Source organism: Pseudomonas sp. 1121_17 (assembly GCF_052850745.1).
The window spans coordinates 1-21,479 of sequence record NZ_VXCX01000023.1 but is presented as its reverse complement, the minus strand read 5'-3'; the positions used below and the strand labels follow the sequence as shown (position 1 = coordinate 21,479).

General features: G+C 63.0%; 17 protein-coding genes and 1 riboswitch. Of the genes, 9 read left to right on the top strand and 8 right to left on the bottom strand.

Going from position 1 to position 21,479, the window contains the following annotated elements; genetic code table 11:
- Positions 1 to 7: 7 nt before the first annotated feature.
- The 3 genes from FW789_RS24040 to trhA are packed head-to-tail and all read left to right on the top strand — an operon-like array spanning position 8 to position 6,073.
- On the top strand, positions 8 to 4,969 hold the full coding sequence (locus FW789_RS24040; protein ID WP_446432140.1) for an Hpt domain-containing protein: 4,962 nt from the start codon (positions 8 to 10) through the stop codon (positions 4,967 to 4,969).
- Entirely contained in the window at positions 4,962 to 5,423 is a 462-nt protein-coding gene (locus FW789_RS24035) for a chemotaxis protein CheW (protein WP_103435779.1), read from the top strand. Before FW789_RS24040 ends, FW789_RS24035 begins: the two co-directional genes overlap by 8 nt.
- 32 nt (positions 5,424 to 5,455) lie before the next feature.
- Positions 5,456 to 6,073, top strand: coding sequence for a PAQR family membrane homeostasis protein TrhA (trhA, locus tag FW789_RS24030; RefSeq protein ID WP_207072950.1), 618 nt, complete (start codon positions 5,456 to 5,458; stop codon positions 6,071 to 6,073).
- A gap of 7 nt (positions 6,074 to 6,080) precedes the next feature.
- Here trhA and FW789_RS24025 read toward each other — a convergent pair whose 3' ends face one another.
- The 3 genes from FW789_RS24025 to FW789_RS24015 form a co-directional block, all read right to left on the bottom strand.
- Positions 6,081 to 6,800 carry a 16S rRNA (uracil(1498)-N(3))-methyltransferase gene (locus tag FW789_RS24025; RefSeq protein WP_103435781.1) on the bottom strand — a complete coding sequence of 240 codons (720 nt, stop codon included), beginning with the start codon at positions 6,798 to 6,800 and terminating at the stop codon, positions 6,081 to 6,083.
- Between the two features lie 82 nt (positions 6,801 to 6,882).
- Positions 6,883 to 8,289, bottom strand: coding sequence for an adenosylmethionine--8-amino-7-oxononanoate transaminase (locus FW789_RS24020; RefSeq protein WP_103435782.1), 1,407 nt, complete (start codon positions 8,287 to 8,289; stop codon positions 6,883 to 6,885).
- Positions 8,290 to 8,370: 81 nt separating this feature from the next.
- On the bottom strand, positions 8,371 to 8,862 hold the full coding sequence (locus tag FW789_RS24015; protein ID WP_103435783.1) for a hypothetical protein: 492 nt from the start codon (positions 8,860 to 8,862) through the stop codon (positions 8,371 to 8,373).
- A 201-nt stretch (positions 8,863 to 9,063) separates the two neighbouring features.
- On the opposite strand from FW789_RS24015, the gene FW789_RS24010 reads away from it, so the two are divergent.
- The 3 genes from FW789_RS24010 (at position 9,064) to FW789_RS24000 (ending at position 12,303) form a co-directional block, all read left to right on the top strand.
- A complete protein-coding gene (locus FW789_RS24010) occupies positions 9,064 to 10,938 on the top strand; it encodes an FAD-dependent oxidoreductase (RefSeq protein WP_446432139.1) in 1,875 nt (624 codons plus the stop codon).
- Between the two features lie 203 nt (positions 10,939 to 11,141).
- The gene (locus FW789_RS24005) at positions 11,142 to 11,693 is read left to right on the top strand and encodes a cytochrome b (RefSeq protein WP_446432138.1); all 552 of its coding nucleotides are present in this window, start codon (positions 11,142 to 11,144) and stop codon (positions 11,691 to 11,693) included.
- A gap of 31 nt (positions 11,694 to 11,724) precedes the next feature.
- Positions 11,725 to 12,303, top strand: coding sequence for a YceI family protein (locus tag FW789_RS24000; RefSeq protein ID WP_101315752.1), 579 nt, complete (start codon positions 11,725 to 11,727; stop codon positions 12,301 to 12,303).
- 60 nt (positions 12,304 to 12,363) lie between these two features.
- Here the strand turns inward: FW789_RS24000 and FW789_RS23995 are convergent, their stop codons facing one another.
- The 4 genes from FW789_RS23995 to ahcY all read right to left on the bottom strand — a co-directional run bounded on the left by FW789_RS23995 (position 12,364) and on the right by ahcY (position 17,942).
- Positions 12,364 to 14,286 (bottom strand): DEAD/DEAH box helicase, encoded by a 1,923-nt coding sequence (locus FW789_RS23995; protein ID WP_103435785.1) that lies wholly within the window; start codon positions 14,284 to 14,286, stop codon positions 12,364 to 12,366.
- Positions 14,287 to 14,506: 220 nt separating this feature from the next.
- Positions 14,507 to 15,292, bottom strand: coding sequence for a substrate-binding periplasmic protein (locus FW789_RS23990; RefSeq protein ID WP_207072954.1), 786 nt, complete (start codon positions 15,290 to 15,292; stop codon positions 14,507 to 14,509).
- 247 nt (positions 15,293 to 15,539) lie between these two features.
- On the bottom strand, positions 15,540 to 16,385 hold the full coding sequence (gene metF / locus FW789_RS23985; RefSeq protein WP_446432137.1) for a methylenetetrahydrofolate reductase [NAD(P)H]: 846 nt from the start codon (positions 16,383 to 16,385) through the stop codon (positions 15,540 to 15,542).
- Positions 16,386 to 16,532: 147 nt separating this feature from the next.
- Positions 16,533 to 17,942, bottom strand: a complete 1,410-nt coding sequence (ahcY, locus tag FW789_RS23980) for an adenosylhomocysteinase (RefSeq protein ID WP_103435787.1) — start codon at positions 17,940 to 17,942, stop codon at positions 16,533 to 16,535.
- A 21-nt stretch (positions 17,943 to 17,963) separates the two neighbouring features.
- Positions 17,964 to 18,060: riboswitch (S-adenosyl-L-homocysteine riboswitch) on the bottom strand.
- Positions 18,061 to 18,239: 179 nt separating this feature from the next.
- Here ahcY and FW789_RS23975 point away from each other — a divergent pair.
- Complete coding sequence (locus tag FW789_RS23975) at positions 18,240 to 18,641, top strand: acyl-CoA thioesterase (protein ID WP_016489524.1); 402 nt, start codon at positions 18,240 to 18,242, stop codon at positions 18,639 to 18,641.
- A gap of 32 nt (positions 18,642 to 18,673) precedes the next feature.
- On the opposite strand, the gene FW789_RS23970 is transcribed toward FW789_RS23975, so the two are convergent.
- The gene (locus FW789_RS23970) at positions 18,674 to 19,909 is read right to left on the bottom strand and encodes a cation:proton antiporter (protein WP_103435788.1); all 1,236 of its coding nucleotides are present in this window, start codon (positions 19,907 to 19,909) and stop codon (positions 18,674 to 18,676) included.
- Positions 19,910 to 20,117: 208 nt separating this feature from the next.
- On the opposite strand from FW789_RS23970, the gene FW789_RS23965 reads away from it, so the two are divergent.
- Positions 20,118 to 20,951 carry a DMT family transporter gene (locus FW789_RS23965; RefSeq protein ID WP_103435789.1) on the top strand — a complete coding sequence of 278 codons (834 nt, stop codon included), beginning with the start codon at positions 20,118 to 20,120 and terminating at the stop codon, positions 20,949 to 20,951.
- A gap of 31 nt (positions 20,952 to 20,982) precedes the next feature.
- Positions 20,983 to 21,369, top strand: coding sequence for an MAPEG family protein (locus FW789_RS23960; protein ID WP_101315766.1), 387 nt, complete (start codon positions 20,983 to 20,985; stop codon positions 21,367 to 21,369).
- The last annotated feature ends 110 nt before the right edge of the window (positions 21,370 to 21,479 follow it).

Sequence of the window (21,479 nt, the reverse complement as noted above, 5' to 3'; positions counted from 1 at the left end):
GTAACCCATGGCCTCGGCAGCAGTAAGCCCCGAACGTCACGACACGGTCGCCCTGGCCTGGACCAAGGCGCCCATTCTCGATTGTCTGGCCCAGGCCCGGCAGGCGCTTGAGCGGTTTGCCGGCGACCCGACGGAGCTGGCCACGCTGGCGCTGTATGTGGATAACCTGCACCTGGTCCACGGTTGCCTGCGCATGCTTGAACTGCGCGGGGCGACGCGCCTGGCCGAAGAACTCGAGTTGCTCGGACGGGCCATGGCTGACGGCCAGATCAGCCCGCGCGGCGACTGCCTCGGCGCGATGTTCCGTGGCCTTGAACAGCTACCGCCTTACCTTGAGCGCCTGCGCGGCGCCCGCCACGACCTGCCGCTGGTGATGCTGCCGTTGCTCAATCGCCTGCGTGAGTGCCGTGGTGTCGAGCCATTGGCCCAGGGCAGCCTGATGGGTGAAGCGGCGCAGCGCCTGGCCGGTGCTGCCGACCTGGCTGACCTGGACCTGTCGCTGGGCAACTGGCGCGAGCAACTACAGGCTGGCCAGGGCCGCGACGCCCTGCGTTCGGTGGTGGCGGCGCTGTGCGATGACCTGATGCGGATCAAGGACTGCCTTGATCAGTTTGTCCGAGGCGAGCAATCGCGCGAGCAACTGGACGCCCTGGTCGCGCCCTTGCGTCAGGTCGCAGACACCCTGGCAGTGTTGAATTTCCAGCAACCGCGGCGGGTCATCATCGATCAGGTCCTGGCGTTGCAGGCTCTGGCACAGGATCAGCAGAGCGTCGACGATGCGCTGTTGATGGACGTTGCCGGGGCCCTGCTGTACGTCGAGGCAACCCTCAATGGCATGGTCGGCCCGCTGGAAGAAAGCGGCCAGGGCAGCATGCCCGGCTCGGACATGGCGCACATCCGCCACGTGGTCCTCAGCGAAGCGGTGTCGGTGCTGCAACAGGCCAAGGACCTGATTGGCGACTGCCTCGAATCGGGCTGGCCACGTCAGCGCCTGCAAGCCTTGCCGGGGTTGTTGCAGCAAGTGCGCGGTGCATTGGCGATGCTCATGCTGCCTGCTGCCGCCGAGCTGTTTGCCGGTGCCGCAGGCTATGTGCAGGGCTGGCTGGCGCATCTGGAGGAAGAGCCACAGCTGGATGAGCTGACCCACCTGGCCGATGCGCTGTGTGCCGGCGAATGCTATTTGCAGTGGCGCGTGGCTGATCCGCTGGCCGACGCCCAGCCGTTCATCGACATGGCCAGGGCCAGCCTGACGGCGCTTGGCGTGAACTGTGGGCATGGCGCACTGGCCGATGAAGGCGAGGAAATCGACGCCGAGTTGCGCGAGGTATTCCTTGAAGAAGCCAACGAGCTGCTGCCCGAGATCGAACGCCACTGGCTGCGCTGGCGTGCCGACAACAGTCTGCGTGAGGCGCTGATCGAAGTACGCCGGGCTTTGCACACGCTCAAGGGCAGCGGCCGCATGGTCCGCGCCGAAGCTTTGGCGGAGCTGGCCTGGGGCGCCGAGCGGCTGATCAACCGGGTGCTCGAAGGCCGGGTCGGCCTGGCCGGGCAAGGCCTGGTCGCCTTGCAGCAGGCTTTCGTGCGCCTGCCGGACCTGCTCGCCGACTTCGCCGTGGGCCATTTGCCGCCGCTGGCCGAAGTCGAGCATCTGGTAAGCCAGTTGCACGCGCTGGCCGTCAACGAAGCCCCTGTCGTGGCGGGGCTGGACGGGCTTGATCCGCAGTTGCTGGAGATCTTCCGTAACGAAGCGGCTGGCCATCTGGCCAGCCTCGAGGCGTTTCTGCTCGCTGCCGACCGCCATGGCACGCCGGTCAGCGACAGCTTGCAGCGCGCGTTGCACACGCTCAAGGGCAGCGCCGCCATGGCCGGGGTGATGCCGATCGCTGAGCTGGCCACGGCCTTCGATAGGCTCGCACGGGAATACCGCAGCCATGAGTTGCGCCTGCAACAGACCGAACTCGACTGGCTGGAAGCCGCCCACGCGCTGTTCCATCTGGGCCTGGCGCAGCTGCACAGCACACCGCTGGCGCCCATAGCCGGCTCCGCCGAGTTGATCGAACAGGTTGGTCAGGGCGTCGATGCTCAGTTAGCGGCATTGCACGACGAATCCTCGGCCAGTCGCCGTAGTCGGCGTGACCCGCAGCTGATCGCCAGCTTTCTGGCCGAGAGCATGGATATTCTGCTCGATGCCGAGTCGCTGCTGGCGCGCTGGCAGCAGCAACCGCAGCAGCGTCAGGAGCTGGAAACCCTGCTCGACGAACTGACCAACCTCAGCCACGGCGCGAACCTGGCCGACCTCTGGCAAGTGGACGAGGTCTGTGAGGCGCTGCTCGATCTGTACGGTGCGGTGGAAGAGGGCAGCCTGGTCGCCGACACGCGCTTTTTCAACCAGGCCCGCCAGGCCCACGACGTGCTGATCGACATGCTCGACGAGATTGCCGCCGGGCAGGAAGTCAGCTCGCGCAGCGAATGCATCGACGGTTTGCGCGCACTGCTCGATCAAGCGCTGGCGCCCGATGCCACCGGCCTGATCGGCCGTGATGGGGTCACGCCTCTGCCGCCCCTCGAATATGCGCAAGTAGTGCAGCCAGCGCTGCTCGAAGCACCGCCCGAGCCGAGCCATGCTCCGGCTACAGTAGAGCCTGTCGAATCCGGCGAAGCGCCAGACAGCCCAGGTGATCAGGAGCTACTCGAGGTGTTCCTCGAAGAAAGCTCGGACATCGTCGAAAGCTCTGCGGCCGCGCTGGCCCGCTGGCAGGCCGACCCGCGCAGCAGTGTCGAGGTCGAGACCCTGCTGCGCGACCTGCATACGCTCAAGGGTGGCGCGCGCATGGTCGAAATCGCCGCGATCGGCGACCTCGCCCATGAGCTGGAATTTCTCTACGAGCTGCTTGCCGCTGGCCGCCTGCCGCCGACCGCAGCGCTGTTTGCCCTGCTGCAGAACTGCCACGACCGCCTGGCGCACATGCTTGATGCGGTGCGCCTGGGCGAGCCGCTGCATGCGGCCACGGCGCTGATCGACTACATCCGCAACTTCAGCAGCGCGGCGTTGACCGACAGCGCCGCCGCGCCGGCCATCGCCAGCGAAGCGGCAGTCCCCGCTGAACCGGCAGCGGTTGCCCCGGAGCGGGCGCCGGGCGATATGGTCAAGGTCGATGCCGAGCTGCTCGATGATCTTGGCAACCTGGCCGGCGAGCACGCGCTGATCCGCGGCCGTATCGAGCAGCAGGTCAACGACGCCCAGTTCGCCCTCAGCGAGATGGAAACCACGCTTGAGCGCATGCGTGATCAGTTGCTGCGCCTGGAGATAGAGACTCAGGCCAGCAGCGCCAGCCGTTATCAGGCTGAAAGCGACAGCTATGACGATTTCGATCCGCTGGAAATGGACCGCCATTCACAGTTGCAGCAACTGTCGCGGGCGCTGTTCGAATCCGCCTCAGACCTGCTCGACCTGAAAGAAACCCTGGCTCAGGGCGCGCAGGAAGCCCACGGCCTGCTGCAGCAGCAGGCGCGGGTCAACAGCCAGTTGCAGGAGGGCCTTACCGCCACCCTGATGGTGCCGTTCGAGCGCCTGGTGCCGCGTTTGCAACGTGTCGTGCGGCAGGTCTCCAGCGAACTCGGCAAGCAGGTCGAGTTGGTGGTCGGCAATGCCGAGAGCGAGCTTGACCGCAGCGTGCTGGAGCGCATGGTGGCGCCGCTTGAACACATGCTGCGCAACGCCGTCGACCATGGCCTGGAGTCGCGCGAGGCGCGCCTGGCTGCCGGTAAACCTGAGCAAGGTACGATCCATCTGAATCTGCTCCACGAAGGCGCCGACATCGTTATCGAGATGAGTGACGACGGTGCCGGGGTGCCGCTCGCGGCGGTGCGCGACAAAGCCATCAAGCGCGGCCTGCTCGATCCGCGCGCGCGCCTGAGCGACCACGAAATCCTCCAGTTCATCCTCCGTCCCGGTTTCTCGACGGCAGAAAAGATCACTCAGATTTCCGGCCGCGGGCTGGGCATGGACGTGGTCCATGAAGAGGTCAAGCAGCTCGGTGGCGCCATGAGCATCGCTTCCAGCCCCGGCAAGGGCGCGCGCTTCCAGATCCGCCTGCCATTCACGGTGTCGATCAACCGCGCCTTGATGGTCCACCTGGGTGATGAGCAATACGCCATTCCGCTCAACACCATCGAAGGCATCGTCCGCGTGCCGCCCAGCGAACTGGCTGCCTGCTACCAGCTGGATACGCCGAGCTACGTGTATGGCGGCCACGCCTACCAGCTGCGCTACCTGGGCGAGTTGCTGCAAAGCGGTGTCGCCCGGCCTGGCCTGCTTGGCCAGAGCGTACCGCTGCCGGTGATCCTGGTGCATTCGCAGGAAGCGTCGTTCGCGATCCAGGTCGACAGCCTGTCACCCAGCCGCGAGATCGTGGTCAAGAGCCTCGGCCCGCAGTTTGCTGCAGTGCCGGGGCTGTCCGGGGCAACCTTGCTCGGTGACGGTCGGGTGGTGCTGATTCTCGATCTGCTCGGCCAGCTCCGCGGCCAGCAACGGCGGCTGGCCCGGCTGCCCAGTGGCGATGTGCATCAGCAGCGGCAGTTCGAGACCGCGCCTCGGCAACGGTTGGTGATGGTGGTCGACGATTCGGTGACGGTGCGCAAGGTCACCAGCCGCTTGCTCGAGCGCCACGGCATGAGCGTGCTGACCGCCAAGGACGGCGTCGATGCCATGGCCCTGCTGGCAGAGCATCGGCCTGACGTACTGCTGCTGGACATCGAAATGCCCCGTATGGATGGCTTTGAAGTGGCCACGCGGATCCGTCAGGACCAGCGCCTGAAGGACCTGCCGATCATCATGATTACCTCGCGCAGCGGCCATAAGCACCGCGACCGAGCCATGGCCATCGGCGTCAACGAATACCTGGGCAAGCCCTATCAGGAGTCGCTGCTGTTGCAAAGCATTGCCCACTGGAGCCAACCCCATGCTTGAACATATCGCCGGCCAACGCAGCAGCCTGACCGGCCTGCTGCTGCCCCTGGGTGATCGGACCCTGGTTCTGCCGAATGTGGCTGTGGCAGAGTTGATCGGCCAGCGTGCGTTGTCTTGTCAGATCGGTGAGCCAAACTGGCACCTGGGCTGGCTCGACTGGCGTCAGCAACGCTTGCCGCTGATCGGTTTCGAGGCGGCCTGTGGCGGCCAGACGGTGTGCGGCGAGCGAGCGCGGATTGTCGTGCTCAATGCGCTCGGGGATACCGGCCTGCGCTACCTGGCATTGCTGCTGCAGGGCATCCCGCGGGCGTGCAAGCTGGACAGCCAGCTCAATTATGTCGACGTGCCGTTGAACGCGCTCGAGCTGGCGGCGGTCCAGGTAGGCGAGCAAGTAGCGCGGGTGCCGGACCTGGTCGCGCTGGAGCGGATGGTGCGCGAGGCGGCGCTGCGCTGAAACCCGGAACTAGCGAGGAGGTCTTTGACTGCATGTATTACGGTGAACGCTTCAATGCCTGGACGCACCTGGTCGGTGCCATTCTGGCTTTCATCGGTGCCAGCTGGCTGATCATCACCGCCGGCCTGCAAGGCGACCCATGGAAGATCATCAGCTTCTCGATCTACGGCGGCACCCTGGTGCTGCTGTACAGCACCTCGACCCTGTACCACAGCACCCGCGGCCAGGCCAAAGTGATCATGCGCAAGCTCGATCACCTGTCGATCTACCTGCTGATTGCCGGCAGCTACACCCCGTTCTGCCTGATCAGCCTGCGCGGCCCGTGGGGCTGGAGCCTGTTCGGGGTGGTCTGGGGGTTGGCGGTGATCGGCATGCTGCAAGAGATCAAGCCGCGCTCGGAGGCGCGGATTCTGTCGATCATCATCTATGCGGTGATGGGCTGGATCGTGCTGGTAGCGGTCAAGCCGCTGCTGCAGACTTTGGGCTCTGCCGGTTTTGCCTGGCTGGCAGCCGGTGGCGCGTGCTACACCATCGGCATCATCTTCTTCGCCTATGACAGCCGCTTTCGCCACTGGCACGGCATCTGGCACCTGTTCGTGATTGCCGGCAGCCTGCTGCACTTCATCGCCATCAGCTTCTACGTGCGCTGAGCAGCAGTTAAAAATCGCCCCACAGCTGCTGCGCTACTGCGAGCGCCACTACCGGCGCGGTTTCGGTACGCAGCACGCGTGGGCCGAGGCGCGCGGCATGGTAGCTGGCGGCCTTGGCCTGCTCGACTTCGGCGTCGGTCAAACCGCCTTCAGGGCCGATCAGAAACGCCAGCCGCTCAGGCCGCTGGTGGCTGGTCAGCGGCTCGGCGACCGGGTGCAGCACCAGCTTCAGGTCAGCCTCGGTTGCCTTCAGCCACTCGGCCAGGGTCAATGGCGGATTGATCAGCGGCAGGGTCGAGCGGCCGCATTGTTCACAGGCGCTGATCGCCACTTGGCGCCAGTGCGCCAGACGCTTGTCGGCGCGTTCGTCCTTGAGCCTTACTTCGCAACGTTCGCTGACGATCGGGGTGATCTGGTTGACGCCCAGCTCGGTGGCTTTCTGGATGGCCCAGTCCATCCGCTCGCCGCGCGACAGGCCTTGGCCGAGGTGCACGTGCAGGCTTGAATCGGCCTGGCCGGGCAGAACCTGGTCGAGGCTGACGCGCACGCTCTTCTTGCCCACTTCAAGCAGCTGGCCGAGGTACTCCTGGCCGCTGCCATCGAACAGCTGCACGGCATCGCCGGCGGCCATGCGCAGCACGCGGCCGATGTAATGGGCCTGGGCTTCGGGGAGGTCGTGTTCGCCGATGGACAGGGGGGCGTCGATAAAGAAGCGGGACAGTCTCATGGTTCTGCTCTGGAATTAGGGAAGACACATACACCTCGGCGGCGGGAGAGCCCGCCGCCGAGGCCTGCTGCACGGGCTGTGCTCAGCCCGGATCGCGAAAATCGGGGTGGAAATTCTGCGGCACGGCCACGCTGATGCTGTCGCGGGTGGCGATATCGATGCCCTCGGTGGCCACCTCGGCAAGGAAGTCGATCTGCTCGGGGGTGATCACATATGGCGGCAGGAAGTACACCACGCTGCCCAGCGGGCGCAGCAGGGCGCCGCGGGTCAGGGCATGTTCGAATACCTTGAGGCCGCGCCGTTGCTGCCATGGGTAAGCGGTTTTGCTGGCTTTGTCCTCGACCATTTCGATGGCCAGGGCCATGCCGGTCTGGCGCACTTCGGCCACATGCGGGTGATCGACCAGGTGCGCAGTGGCGCTGGCCATCCGCGCCGACAGGGCCTTGTTGGCCTCGATCACGTTGTCCTGCTCGAAGATATCCAGGGTTGCCAACGCGGCAGCGCAGGCCAGTGGGTTGCCGGTGTAGCTGTGCGAGTGGAGGAACGCGCGCAGGGTCGGATAGTCGTCGTAGAAAGCCTGATAGACATCATCGGTGGTCAGGCAGGCCGCCAGCGGCAGGTAACCGCCGGTGAGGGCCTTGGACAGGCAGAGGAAGTCCGGACGGATGCCGGCCTGCTCGCAGGCAAACATCGTCCCGGTGCGGCCAAAGCCCACGGCAATCTCGTCGTGGATCAGGTGCACGCCATAGCGGTCGCAGGCTTCGCGCAGCAGCTTGAGGTACACCGGGTGGTACATGCGCATGCCGCCGGCACCCTGGATCAGCGGCTCGACGATGACTGCCGCGACAGTGGCGTGATGCTCGGCCAGGGTCTGCTCCATGGCCAGGAACATCGTCCGCGAGTGCTCCTCCCAGCTGACCCCTTCAGGGCGCAGGTAGCAGTCCGGGCTGGGCACCTTGATGGTGTCGAGCAACAGCGTCTTGTAGGTCTCGGTGAACAGCGGCACATCGCCCACCGACATCGCTGCGATGGTTTCACCGTGGTAGCTGTTGGTCAGGGTGACGAAGCGCTTCTTGCCGCTCTGGCCTTTGTTCAGCCAGTAATGGAAGCTCATCTTCAGCGCGACTTCGATGCACGACGAGCCGTTGTCGGCGTAGAACACTCGGTCCAGCCCGGCTGGAGTCATGGCTACCAGGCGCTCGGACAGCTCGATCACCGGCTGATGGCTGAAACCGGCCAGGATCACGTGTTCGAGCTGGTCGACCTGGTCCTTGATGCGCTGGTTGATGCGCGGATTGGCATGGCCGAACACGTTGACCCACCACGAACTGACGGCGTCCAGGTAACGCTTGCCTTCGAAGTCCTCGAGCCACACGCCTTCGCCGCGCTTGATCGGAATCAGCGGCAGCTTTTCGTGGTCTTTCATCTGGGTGCAGGGGTGCCACAGGACCTTGAGGTCACGTTGCATCCACTGATCATTGAGGCCCATCGGCACTTCTCCTGGCGGCACGGCTTGGTTTGACCGCACAAGCCTAAGCAAAGGTGCCGGCCACCACAACCGTGATCAGGCTCAATGGCGCACAGCGGGCTGCCAGCTCAGGGCCGGGATGTGCACGGTGCCGGCCTGGGTGGTGGAGATGGTCAGGGTGCGAAATGGCCCCAGCAGCAACTGGCGGGTGGGCGAACTGGCGTAGTGCCCTGGCACGATTTCGGTACCGGCCAGGCCGGACAAGGTCAGCCAGTACAGCGGTGGCGGACCCAGCAATTCGGGGTCGAGGCCGAGGTACTCGCATTCGATCAGGTCGTCTTCATCAAACTCGAGGCGGTCGCTGACGACGTAGAACTCCATCATCAACCTGTCGACTTCCTTGCCGAAGTCGATCTTAAGGTCGTTGTTCTGGCCAATCACCAGTTCGGTGCCGGGATTGCCGTTGACCGCTGTTGCCAGGCCGGCATAAGAGGTACAGCTTGAACTGATGCTCAGGCCATAGTTGCCTTGCCAGATGGCATGCGGGATGAAGTTGCGCGGCTGCAGGCGGGCAAAGTATTGGTGCTGTTGCATGGCTGAAAGTCCCGCTGCGGTCGACGACGCCACTGTCCGACGAAAGCGGCGCTGCTGGCTACTGACAAAAATGCCAGTTGCGTAAGCGGCTTGGCATCGCCCTGCTGGCAGGGTGCCCACGGGTGACGTATTCTTAGCGCAATTTTCTCCGGGGCTTCTTCCCCGTTTTCATCGACCTGTTTTCAACCGGAGTTTGCCGACATGGCTGCTGCTTGGGTGCGCCTGTGCGCGTTGGTATTGATCGGATTTTCCAGCACCTCGGCGCTGGCGCAGGACAAGACACCCACGGCAATCGTCGTCGGTGGCGGCCTGGCAGGCTTGACGGCTGCCTACGAGCTGCAGAACAAAGGCTGGCAGGTCACGCTGCTGGAAGCCAAGGCGGGCATGGGCGGGCGCTCTGGCCTGGCCACCAGCGAATGGATCGGCAACGGCAAAGCCCAGCCGGTACTCAATCAGTACCTGGATCGCTTCAAGCTCGATACCTTGCCGGCCCCTGAGTTCGTGCGCACGCCGGGCTACCTGATCGATGGCGAATACTTCAGCGCAGCTGACCTGGCCGTCAAGCAGCCGGCAACTGCCGAAGCGCTCAAGCGCTACGAGAAAACCCTCGACGATCTGGCCCGTTCGATCGACGACCCGCTCAACCCGCAGGCCAACAGCACGCTGTTCGCCCTAGACCAGATCAACGTCTCCAACTGGCTCGACCGTTTGCAACTGCCCGCCACTGCGCGGCAATTGATCAACCAGCAGATTCGCAGCCGTTATGACGAGCCTTCGCGCCTGTCGCTGCTCTATTTCGCCCAGCAGACCCGCGTCTATCGTGGCGTCAGCGACCGTGACCTGCGTGCTGCGCGCCTGCCTGGCGGTAGCCCGGTGCTGGCTCAGGCCTTCGTCAAGCAGCTGAAAACCATCAAGACCAACGCACCGGTTACCGCGATCGTCCAGGACAAGGACGGCGTTACCGTCAAGGTCGGCGCTGTCGGCTATCGCGCCGACTACCTGGTGATGGCGGTGCCGCTGCGGGCACTGGCCAAGATCCAGATGACCCCAGGCCTGGACAACCAGCATATGGCTGCGATCAAAGGCACCAACTATGGCTGGCGCGACCAGATACTGCTCAAATTCAAACAGCCTGTGTGGGAAAGCCGGGCGCGGATGTCGGGTGAGATCTTCAGCAACACCGGCCTGGGCATGCTCTGGATCGAGCCGGCGCTGAAAGGTGGTGCCAACGTCGTGATCAACCTGTCGGGCGACAACGCCCGCCTGTTGCAGGCTTTTGGCGACAAGCAGATGGCCGACCAGGTGCTGATTCGCCTGCATGCGTTCTACCCGAAGGCGCGCGGCGCATTCACTGGCTATGAAGTGAAGCGCTACAGCGCCGATCCCGGTACTGGTGGTGCCTATCTAGCATATGGCCCGGGGCAGATCAGCAAATACTGGCGTTTGTGGGAGCGCCCTCTGCAGCGCATCAGCTTTGCCGGTGAGCATACCGACGCGCTCTACCCCGGCACGCTCGAAGGCGCCCTGCGCAGCGGCCAGCGTGCTGCCGGCCAGGTGCAGGACCTGCTGGCAGGCAAGTCGTTTGACCCGGTCAAGGCCGTGCCTGCGGCGGCAGCTGCCGCAACCGGTGCTGCGGCGGCCAAGGGCGGCTTCTTCTCCAATCTTTTTGGTGGCGGCGACAAGGCGGCCAAGGCGGACAGCGCGCCAGCCAAGGACGAGCCGGTCAAGGCCAAAGACGCCGAGCCAGCCAAGCCTGGCTTCTTCTCGCGCCTGTTTGGTGGCGCAGAAGAGCCTGCAGCCAAGCCGGCACCTGTTGCCAAGCCTGCGGAAGTTGCACCAGTAGCACCGGCGCCTGCGCCAGCGCCAGTGGTTGCGCCGGTACCGGAGCCTGCGGCCAAGCCTGCACCGGTCAAGCCTGCGGCAAGCAAGGCCGCACCAGCCAAGCATGCGCCTGCGCATAAGCCAGCCGCCAAATCGGAGGCCGCGAAGAAGGCCGCAAACAAGCCTGCGCAAGCGAAAAAGGCTCCCGCCAAGGCCGAGCCGGTGAAGAAACCGGCGGCCAGCAGCCAAGGCTGATTGATCCAACACCCCCAAGGGCCGCATCGCGGCCCTTTCTTATTTTGCGAGCGTACCGGGCTGGTCTAGGGTTAATGTTTCCTTAATAACCGGTCGAGAGAATAAGCATCGATTAATTCGATATACCAAAGCAGTTTTTTCCGCTTTTATTCGATACGTTTCGCGCTAGTCTGTACGCAGCTTCAAGGGAGAACGCCGCCAACATGCAAGTACGCAATTCTTCAACTCGCTACGGCCTGGTCAGCATGGTCATGCACTGGGGTGTAGCGCTGGCAGTCTTCGGGCTGTTTGCCCTGGGCCTGTGGATGGTCGATCTCGACTACTACGACCCGTGGCGCAAGGCCGGCCCGGATCTGCATAAAAGTATTGGCCTGGTGTTGCTGGCGGTAATGCTGCTGCGGGTGCTGTGGCGTTTCATCAGTCCGCCGCCGGCAGTGCTGGCCAGCCATGACCGCTTCACCCGCGTTGCAGCCAAACTGGGCCACCTGGTTTTATATGCAGGGCTGTTTGCGGTAATGATCGCCGGGTACCTGATCTCTACCGCCGATGGCGCGGGGATCTCGGTGTTTGGCCTATTCGATGTGCCGGCATTGCTCAGCAACCTGCCCGACCAGGCTGACACCGCTGGAGTGATCCATTTTTACCTGGCCTGGGGGCTGGTGATTTTCGCCGTCCTGCATGGCCTGGCAGCACTGAAACACCACTTTATCGACCGTGACGCGACCCTGACTCGTATGCTGGGCCGCAAAGCTTGACCCTCAACCTCAATTGCAAGGAATCGAAAGGATGTTGAAAAAGACTTTTGCCGCTCTGGCGCTCGGTACCGCTCTGTTCGCCGCTGGTCAGGCCATGGCTGCTGACTACAAGATCGACAAGGAAGGCCAGCACGCGTTCGTTGACTGGAAGATCAGCCACCTGGGCTACAGCTTCATCCACGGTACTTTCAAAGACTTCGACGGTAGTTTTACCTGGGATTCGGCCAAGCCTGAAGCCAGCAAGATCAACGTCGACCTGAAGACCGCCAGCCTGTGGTCGAACCACGCCGAACGTGACAAGCACATCGCGAGCAAGGACTTCCTGGACGTCAGCAAGTATCCAGAGGCCAAATTCGTCTCCACCGCAGTCAAATCGACCGGTGACAAGACCGCTGATGTGACCGGCGACCTGACCCTGCACGGCGTGACCAAGCCGGTAACCTTCAAGGCTACCTTCAACGGTGAAGGCAAGGATCCATGGGGCGGCGAGCGCGCTGGCTTCAACGCCACCACTACCCTGAACCTGAACGATTTCGGCATCAAGGGCCCAGGCCCAACCTCGCAGACACTGGATCTGGATATCAGTGTTGAAGGCGTGAAGCAGAAGTAACCAGCCGCAAACGAAAAAGCCGCCCATCAGGGCGGCTTTTTCATGTCTGCAAATCCGTAATCAGCGATTACGGGTCAGCAGGGCCGGGCGCTCGCCACGCGGGCGGCTCGGCAAGTCTTCCAGCTGCTCAGGCGTTGGGTAGCGCTCGAGTTTGGATTCCTTGCGGATGATCACCGGCTGGCTTTGCGATTCACGCGGGTTGCGTACTGCTGGTTCTTGACGAGCGCTGTCGTCACGGGCTGGGCGGTTACGGCCCGGGTTGCCGTCGCGACGGCCACCACCAGCGTTGCTGCCGTTGTTGCTACGTGGACGCTTGTCGCCAGCACCCTGACGCGGCTGGCCGCTGCCGCCGTTGTTGCTGCGGCCTTTGGCTGGCGCACCAGCACCTGCACCTCGAGTGCCGCTGCCTTGGGTTTGGCCGGCACCAGCTGCAGCGCCTGGGCGACGGTTGCGGCCTTGGTTCTTGCCATTCTGGTACGGGCTGACGTAGTCGGCCTTGTTACCGAAGTTATCCACGTCGTCGTCGAGGAACGCTTCCGGGTCACGGTTGCCGTTGCCATTACCGTTGGCTGGCGCCGACGCTTCGCGGCGCTCGCCCTGTGGCTGGCGCGGCTTGTTCTCACGTGGCTTGCGCGGCTGCTGCTGGCGCTCACCTGCAGGCTTGTCGGCCGGCTTTTCAGCGGCGCTGCTCTGCTTGGCGCGGCCTTTGTCCTTGCCCTTGTCCTTGCGTCCGCCGTTGCTGTCTTTGCTGGCATCGCCGCGAGGCTGGTTACGACCACCGCGGCCGTTGGCCTGCGGGCGCTCACGGACTTCAGGCTTCTCGACTTCGACGGTGCTGGCGTCAAAGCCCATCAGATCGCCGTCCTGGATCTTCTGGCGAGTGACGCGCTCGATGCTCTTGAGTAGTTTCTCTTCGTCCGGGGCAACCAGCGAGATGGCTTCACCTGAACGACCGGCACGGCCAGTACGGCCGATGCGGTGTACGTAGTCTTCCTCGACGTTCGGCAGCTCGAAGTTGACCACATGCGGCAGCTGATCGATGTCCAGGCCACGCGCAGCAATGTCGGTTGCGACGAGGATGCGCACTTCGTTGGCCTTGAAGTCGGCCAGGGCCTTGGTGCGTGCGTTCTGGCTCTTGTTGCCGTGGATCGCTGCGGCCGGCAGGCCGTGCTTTTCAAGGTACTCGGCCAGGCGGTTGGCGCCATGCTTGGTGCGGGTGAAGACCAGCACCTGTTCCCACGCACCGAGGGTGATCAAGTGCGCCAGCAGGGCACGCTTGTGGCTCGCCGGCAGGCGGTAGACGCGCTGTTCGATACGCTCGACCGTGGTGTTCGGCGGCGTGACTTCGATGCGCTCGGGGTTGTGCAGGAGCTTGTCGGCGAGGTCGGTGATGTCTTTGGAGAAGGTCGCCGAGAACAGCAGGTTCTGGCGCTTGGCCGGCAGGCGGGCGAGGACCTTCTTGACGTCATGGATGAAGCCCATGTCGAGCATGCGGTCGGCTTCATCGAGGACCAGGATTTCGACGCGGGACAGGTCAACCTTGCCTTGACCGGCCAGGTCGAGCAGGCGGCCAGGGCAGGCCACCAGTACGTCGACGCCTTTGGCCATGGCCTGAACCTGTGGGTTCATGCCGACACCGCCAAAGATGCAGGTGCTGACCAGACTGAGGTCGCGTGCATACACTTTGAAGCTGTCGTGCACCTGAGCCGCCAGTTCACGGGTCGGCGTCAGCACCAGTACCCGCGGTTGACGCGGGCCGTGGCGCTGGGATTTGTCTGGGTGGCCGCCCGGGAACAGACGCTCCAGGATCGGCAGGGCGAAACCGCCGGTTTTGCCAGTACCTGTCTGTGCGGCGACCATCAGGTCGCGACCTTGCAACACGGCGGGGATGGCCCGCTGTTGCACTGGGGTAGGCTCGGTGTAGCCCGCTGCTTCGATAGCGCGGACAAGTGCCTCGGAGAGACCGAGGGAAGCAAAGGACATGGGCAATCCTGTTCTGGTGGGGGCTAGGCCCTATAGGGTGATCTGCCTGGCGCGACGGGCATCTGAGGGATGCGATCGCGTCCGGTCCAGCTTGGTGTCCACTGCGCATCAGAGAAACATCGGGCCTGCGCTGTGGAGCGCGTTGGCGATGATCGAGATGCCTGGATGAAGACCGAGCGTCCGGGCGTGAGCCTGGCGGGAAGGCCCGAGTATAACAGAGCTAGCGAAGTGTGCTGCGTTCCTGCTGCTCAACGGCGCCAGGCAGCACTCCAAGGTCGTCTTCGAAGTGAGCGATCATCTGCTCGTAGGCGGGTTCTTGCTTGAAACGGCGCAGTTCTTCGGCGAACGAGCGAGCAAGTTGTTCGCGCCCGGGCTTGCGCGCCAGACCCAGATACTGGTTTTGCCGATCGATCAGCAGCGGCAATTGTTCAGTTTGCTGCTGCAGCCCCATCTGCCGGCGCAGGTAGCGCCCGACGCGACTGTCGGTTACCAGCAGATCGATGCGGCCAAGCATCAGTTTGCCGAGGTTGGCCTCATGGGTCTGTGCCGGCTCTTGCTTGAACAAAGTTGACTGATTGAATGCCGCGCCATAGTCATAGCCCGGCGACGTGCCGAGGGTCAGCCCGGCGAGGTCCTCCAGTCGCTTGACGGCGCGGTGCTGGCCGCGTTTGCCCAGCAAAACGAACTCGACTTCAGACAGTGGTTCGTCCGGGAACACCATGTACACCTTGCGTGCATCGTTCTGGAAAATCCCCAGCACGCCATCGACCTGGCCCTGTTCGACCATCGCCAGGCAGCGCTTCCACGGCATGAACTCCCAATCGACCTGCACACCGAGGCGCTTGAACACCTCGCTGGCAACCTCGTACTGGATACCCTGCGGCTGGCCGTTGTGTTCGTAGACATAAGGCGCCCAGTCATCGCTGACCACGCGCAGGCGTTCGGCCTGAGCCGAACAGCTCAGGCAAACAAGCAACAGGCAGAGTAGGCGGGGCAGAAGCGACATGGCGTGAGAGTACGCCGTCCATCGGGCGATGAACAGTGAACGGCGCCTATACAAATGATGAATTTTGTAAACACCTAGACGCCAGTCCGACGCGCGGGTAGGAGCGGCCTTGTGTCGCGAAAGGCCCGCGCAGCGGGCCCGGCGATCCTGCGTTAAGGCATAAATCCCGGGGCCGCTGCGCGACCCTTTCCGACCGGTCCGGCGCCCCGGCAAGGCCGCTCCTTTTACCTACGCAAAGCAGATCGCGTCAGCGGGGCAGCTTGAGGTTGTTCCAGATCGCCAGGCTCGGTTCGGCCTGGTTCAAGGTATAGAAGTGCAACCCTGGTGCGCCGCCTTGTAGCAGTTGCTCGCACATGTTGCTGATCACTTCTTCGCCAAAGGCCTGGATGCTCGCGCTGTCGTCGCCATAGGCTTCAAGTTGCTTGCGGATCCAGCGCGGCAGCTCAGCGCCACAGGCGTCGGAGAAGCGCGCCAGCTTGCTGTAGTTGGTGATCGGCATGATGCCGGGCACTACCGGGATATCCACGTCCATCTTCTGTACGCGCTCGACGAAGTAGAAATAGCTGTCGGCGTTGAAGAAGTACTGGGTAATGGCACTGTCGGCACCGGCCTTGACCTTGCGCACGAAGTTGCTCAGGTCGGCTTCGAAGTTCTGCGCCTGTGGGTGCATCTCGGGGTAGGCGGCAACTTCCAGGTGGAAGTGATCGCCGCTTTCCTGGCGGATGAACTCGACCAGGTCACTGGCGTAGCGCAGTTCGCCCGAGGCCATGCCCATGCCCGACGGCAAATCACCGCGCAGGGCGACGATCCGCTTGATGCCGGCAGCCTGGTATTCGCTGAGCAAGCCGCGCAGGTCGGCCTTGGAATCACCGACGCAGGACAGGTGCGGTGCGGCGGCGACTTTAACTTCATGTTCCAGCTGCAGCACGGTGTTCAGAGTGCGGTCGCGGGTCGAACCGCCAGCGCCGTAGGTGCAGGAGAAAAAGTCAGGATTGTAGCCAGCCAGCTGGCGAGCAACGGCCATCAGCTTTTCGTGACCGGCTTCGGTCTTGGTCGGGAAAAACTCGAAACTGTAACGGCGTTCTTCGGACATCGTTCGTTCCTCATGCAGCCAACGCCAGTAGCGCGCCTTCAGCTGCAATCTGCAAGTAAAAGCCAGAGCGGTGAAGGCCGGTCTGGCTTGGCGTCATTCGATTGCATGGAATGCCCGCGGCAAGCATGCCTGCCGCGGGCCACTCGCTTAGTAGCGGTAGGCGTCCGGCTTGAACGGGCCTTCGACGGTGACGCCGATGTATTCGGCCTGCTGCGAGGTCAGTTGGGTGACCACGCCGCCGAAGCCGCGGACCATTTCCAGAGCAACTTCTTCGTCGAGTTTCTTCGGCAGCACTTCAACGGTCAGACGCTCGGCTTTCTTCTCGGCCGAGAGGTCAGCGAACTTCTGCCCGAACAGGAAGATCTGTGCCAGCACCTGGTTGGCGAACGAGCCGTCCATGATCCGGCTTGGGTGGCCAGTGGCGTTGCCCAGGTTGACCAGACGGCCTTCGGCCAGCAGGATCAGGTAGTCGTCGTTCTGCGGATCGAAGTCGCCAGCGCCGGTGCGGTGAATCTTGTGCACCTGCGGCTTGACCTCTTCCCATGCCCAGTTCTTGCGCATGAAAGCGGTGTCGATTTCGTTGTCGAAGTGGCCGATGTTGCACACTACAGCGCGCTTTTTCAGCGCCTTGAGCATGTTCGCATCGCAGACGTTGACGTTACCGGTGGTGGTCACGATCAGGTCGATCTTGCCCAGCAGAGCCTTGTCGATGCAGGCTTCGCTGCCGGTGTTGATACCGTCGATGAACGGCGAAACCAGCTCGAAGCCGTCCATGCAGGCTTGCATGGCGCAGATCGGGTCAACTTCGGAAACCTTGACGATCATGCCTTCCTGACGCAGCGACTGGGCCGAGCCCTTGCCGACGTCACCGTAGCCGATGACCAGCGCCTGCTTGCCCGACAGCAGGTGGTCGGTGCCGCGCTTGATAGCGTCGTTGAGGCTGTGACGGCAGCCGTACTTGTTGTCGTTCTTGCTCTTGGTGACCGAGTCGTTGACGTTGATCGCCGGGACTTTCAGCTCGCCCTTGGCCAGCATGTCGAGCAGACGGTGAACACCGGTGGTGGTCTCTTCGGTAACGCCGTGGACGCGATCCAGAACCTGCGGGTACTTGTCGTGCAGCAGCTGGGTCAGGTCGCCGCCGTCGTCGAGGATCATGTTGGCATCCCATGGCTGGCCATCCTTGAGGATGGTCTGCTCCAGGCACCACTCGTACTCTTGCTCGGTCTCGCCTTTCCAGGCGAATACCGGGATACCGGCAGCGGCGATGGACGCAGCGGCCTGGTCTTGCGTGGAGAAGATGTTGCAGGACGACCAGCGCACTTCGGCACCCAGGGCAACCAGGGTTTCGATCAGCACTGCTGTCTGAATGGTCATGTGGATGCAGCCGAGGATTTTCGCACCCTTGAGCGGTTGCTCTTCGAGGTACTTGCGGCGCAGGCCCATCAGTGCCGGCATTTCCGATTCGGCGATGATGGTTTCGCGACGGCCCCAGGCGGCCAGGGAGATGTCAGCGACCTTGAAATCGGTAAAACCAGCAGGCGTGTTTACAGCGCTCATGAAGAGCCTCCATTCGTAGTGTGCGAATGGGCGCCGTTGTGCGTTGAGCGTCCACTTGAGCGGACAACGCCCCATCCGAGCCTGACAGGTCGAACCTGCTGCAGCGCCCCTCGGACAGGTGGCGGGCATGGCACCGCGGCGGGTGGCCATGTTAAACGGCGCTGATTATAGCCGGGCAGGGCGATCAGGCCCAAGGTTTTCTGTCGATTAATCGCGACGATAGTCGATGATCAATGGAGCCCTGCGGCAGGCTCTGCCATCATGACTGCACGTTAGCCAAAGCTGGTAGGAGCAATGATGAACTTCCACACCCGCAAATGGGTAAAACCCGAAGACCTCAACCCCAACGGCACTCTGTTCGGCGGCAGCCTGCTGCGCTGGATCGACGAGGAAGCGGCGATCTACGCCATCGTCCAGCTGGGCAATCAGCGGGTGGTGACCAAGTACATCTCGGAGATCAACTTCGTCAGCGCCTCGCGCCAGGGCGACATCATCGAGCTGGGCATTACTGCCACCGAGTTTGGCCGCACCTCGATCACCCTCAAGTGCGAAGTACGCAACAAGATCACCCGCAAGAGCATCCTCACCGTCGACAAGATGGTCTTCGTCAACCTGGGTGACGATGGCTTGCCGGCTGCGCATGGGCGCACCGAGATCAAGTACGTGCAGGATCAGTTTCCCGATTCTGCAGTCGAGTGATTTTTCGGGGCCGCAAAGCGGCCCCGAAATTCTCAAGGCTGAACGCTAACCTTGCTCACCACACGACCAATGCTCAGACCCTGGATCAGGATCGACGACAGCACCACGATGTAGGTGATCGACAGCAGCAAATCACGCTCTTCACCCAGCGGCAACGACAATGCCAGCGCCACCGACACGCCCCCACGCAAACCACCCCAGGTCAGCACGCGAATGGTGCCCTGCGGCACGCTGCGCCAGCGCCGCAACAGCAGAATTGCCGGCGCCACCGTGAGCAGGCGCGACATCAGCACGGCGAGGGCCAGCACCGAACCGGCGGCCAGGTGCATCCAGTTGAACGGCAGCAGCAACAGCTCCAGGCCGATCAGGGCAAACAACAAGGCATTGAGCATGTCGTCGATCAGCTCCCAGAAACCATCCATGTAGCGCCGGGTCATGTCGTTCATGGCCAGGTTGCGGCCCATGTTGCCGATGATCAGGCCGGCCACCACCATCGCGATCGGTGCCGAGACATGCAGCTCGTAGCACATTGCCGAGCCGCCGATGACCAGCGCCAGGGTCAGCATGACCTGGACCTGGTATTGGTCGATGCTCTTGATCATGCGATAGGTCGCATAGCCGATCAGGCCGCCGAAGGCGATCCCGCCGATGGCTTCGCGGGCGAACAGCAGTGCGGTCTCGGAGATGCTTGGCGTCTCGCCCAGCTGGACGATGCCGAGCAATACCGTGAACACCACCACCGCCGTGCCGTCGTTGAACAGCGACTCGCCAACGATGGTGGTCTTCAGCGGCTTGGAGGCGTTGGCCGTACGCAGCGCGCCGAGCACGGCAATCGGGTCGGTCGGCGAGATCAGTGCGCCGAACAGCAGGCAGTAGATCAGGCTGATGTGCCAGCCAAACAAGGCGAACACCCAGTGCGCGAGAAAACCGATGACCACGGTGGCGATGAGCACGCCGATGGTCGCCAGCAGGCCGATCGGCCAACGGTAGCTGCGCAGATCGCTGAGGTTGACGTGCAGGGCGCCGGCAAACAGCAGGAAGGCCAGCATCCAATGCATCAGCAGGTCATTGAAGTCGATCTGGTTCATCAAGCCTTCGACGCGTTCTTCCAGGCCCGGAAAGCCGATCAGGCTCAGACCCTGCAGAATCAACGAGAACAGCAGCGCCGTGACCATGACACCGATGGCCGGCGGCAGGCCAATGAAGCGATAGTTGACATAGGTAAGGAGGGTGGTCAGGCAGATAAAAGCGGCAACAAGTTCAAGCATCCCGAATCCTGTAAAAAGTGGCTTCCAAGTCGGACCCGAATCGCTCGGGTCAGAGGTTTGATGGTCCAGCAGGGGGCGTGGGACACACTCTATGACCAGAAATGTCCGAATCGTTCAAAATATGTACAAGGGCGCCCTGGCCCTGTCCGCCGCATAACCCGCTATATTGTGCCGACCTCTGAGTCTGAGCCCTCCAAGGAAACCTTGCGTGCTGGCAACCGTTCTTGTCCTTGTCGCAGCCCTGTTGCATGCCATCTGGAACACCCTGGTCAAGTTCAGTGGCGAACGGCTGCTGGTGATCGCCAGCATGGACTCGGTAGCGTTGCTGTTCGCTGTGGTGGCTGTGTGGTTCGTCGATTTCCCGCCTGGCGAAATCTGGCCCTGGCTGCTGGTTTCGGCGCTGGCCCAGCAGATCTACCGGGTCTTGCTGATCAAGGCCTATCGGGTGGGCGACCTGGGTCTGGTTTACCCACTGATGCGCGGTTTGTCACCGCTGGTGGTGCTGGGTCTTACTCTGGCGTTTGCCGGCGAGACCCTCAGCGATCAGCAGATCATCGGCATCTTGCTGATCCCGTGTGGTATGGCCTGCCTGCTCTGGCAGGGCGGCGGCGGGGCGCGCTTGCCGTGGTCGATGTTGCCGGTGGTGGGCCTGATCGGGCTGTGCATAGGCTGCTACACCTGGTTCGACGGCCAGGGCGTGCGTGCGTGGGGCAAACCCTGGGATTATCTGGTGTGGCTGACCTTGCTCAGTACCTGGCCGTTTCCGCTGCTGGCCGGCAGCGCTCGGCGTGCACCGTTCGTGCAGTTCTGGCGTAACCAATGGCGGCTGGGCCTGGCGGTCGGTGTTTGCGTGCTGGCCAGCTACGCTCTGGTGCTGTGGGCGATGCACCTGGGGTCGGTGGCCGAGGCGGCGGCGTTGCGCGAGATCAGCGTAATTCTGGTGGTGCTGCTGGGCATGCGCTACCTCAAAGAACCTTTCGGCGGACCGAGGCTCTTAGCTTGCGGGCTGGTGCTGGCAGGCATGCTGGTGATGAAGCTCTGAATCCAACTCTTTTGAACAAGGAATTCTGTCCATGACCGTTGCCCTGTGGTGCATTTTGATCGCGATGATCCTGCCGCCGCTGTGTGCGTTGATCGCCAAACTCAGCAGCGGCCGTTTCGGCATGCAGCACAACCACGATCCGCGTGCGTTTCTGGACACGCTGTCAGGGCTGCCACGCCGCGCCCATGCGGCCCAGCAGAACAGCTATGAAGCGTTTCCGGCCTTTGCGGCGGCGGTACTGGTGGCTGATATCGTCGGCAACGCCGAGCAAGTGACCCAGGATGTGTTGGGGGTGATGTACATCACCAGCCGGTTGCTGTTCATCATCTGCTACCTGGCCGATTGGGCGATATTGCGCTCGATAGTGTGGTTTGCCGGGTTGGCGTTGATCGTGGCGTTTTTTGTAGTCTCGGTTTGACCGAGCGACTTACGCCGACCGTGTAGGAGCGGCCTTGTGTCGCGAAAGGCCAGCAGAGCTGGCCCGGCGATAAACGCGGCGAAGCATAAATCGTGGGGCCTCTGCGCAGC

Coding starts and splice junctions, on each gene's coding strand:
- FW789_RS24040 (WP_446432140.1), top strand. CDS start 8: ATGGCCTCGGCAGCAGTAAGCCCCGAACGTCACGACACGGTCGCCCTG.
- FW789_RS24035 (WP_103435779.1), top strand. CDS start 4,962: ATGCTTGAACATATCGCCGGCCAACGCAGCAGCCTGACCGGCCTGCTG.
- trhA (WP_207072950.1), top strand. CDS start 5,456: ATGTATTACGGTGAACGCTTCAATGCCTGGACGCACCTGGTCGGTGCC.
- FW789_RS24025 (WP_103435781.1), bottom strand. CDS start 6,800: ATGAGACTGTCCCGCTTCTTTATCGACGCCCCCCTGTCCATCGGCGAA.
- FW789_RS24020 (WP_103435782.1), bottom strand. CDS start 8,289: ATGGGCCTCAATGATCAGTGGATGCAACGTGACCTCAAGGTCCTGTGG.
- FW789_RS24015 (WP_103435783.1), bottom strand. CDS start 8,862: ATGCAACAGCACCAATACTTTGCCCGCCTGCAGCCGCGCAACTTCATC.
- FW789_RS24010 (WP_446432139.1), top strand. CDS start 9,064: ATGGCTGCTGCTTGGGTGCGCCTGTGCGCGTTGGTATTGATCGGATTT.
- FW789_RS24005 (WP_446432138.1), top strand. CDS start 11,142: ATGCAAGTACGCAATTCTTCAACTCGCTACGGCCTGGTCAGCATGGTC.
- FW789_RS24000 (WP_101315752.1), top strand. CDS start 11,725: ATGTTGAAAAAGACTTTTGCCGCTCTGGCGCTCGGTACCGCTCTGTTC.
- FW789_RS23995 (WP_103435785.1), bottom strand. CDS start 14,286: ATGTCCTTTGCTTCCCTCGGTCTCTCCGAGGCACTTGTCCGCGCTATC.
- FW789_RS23990 (WP_207072954.1), bottom strand. CDS start 15,292: ATGTCGCTTCTGCCCCGCCTACTCTGCCTGTTGCTTGTTTGCCTGAGC.
- metF (WP_446432137.1), bottom strand. CDS start 16,385: ATGTCCGAAGAACGCCGTTACAGTTTCGAGTTTTTCCCGACCAAGACC.
- ahcY (WP_103435787.1), bottom strand. CDS start 17,942: ATGAGCGCTGTAAACACGCCTGCTGGTTTTACCGATTTCAAGGTCGCT.
- FW789_RS23975 (WP_016489524.1), top strand. CDS start 18,240: ATGAACTTCCACACCCGCAAATGGGTAAAACCCGAAGACCTCAACCCC.
- FW789_RS23970 (WP_103435788.1), bottom strand. CDS start 19,909: ATGCTTGAACTTGTTGCCGCTTTTATCTGCCTGACCACCCTCCTTACC.
- FW789_RS23960 (WP_101315766.1), top strand. CDS start 20,983: ATGACCGTTGCCCTGTGGTGCATTTTGATCGCGATGATCCTGCCGCCG.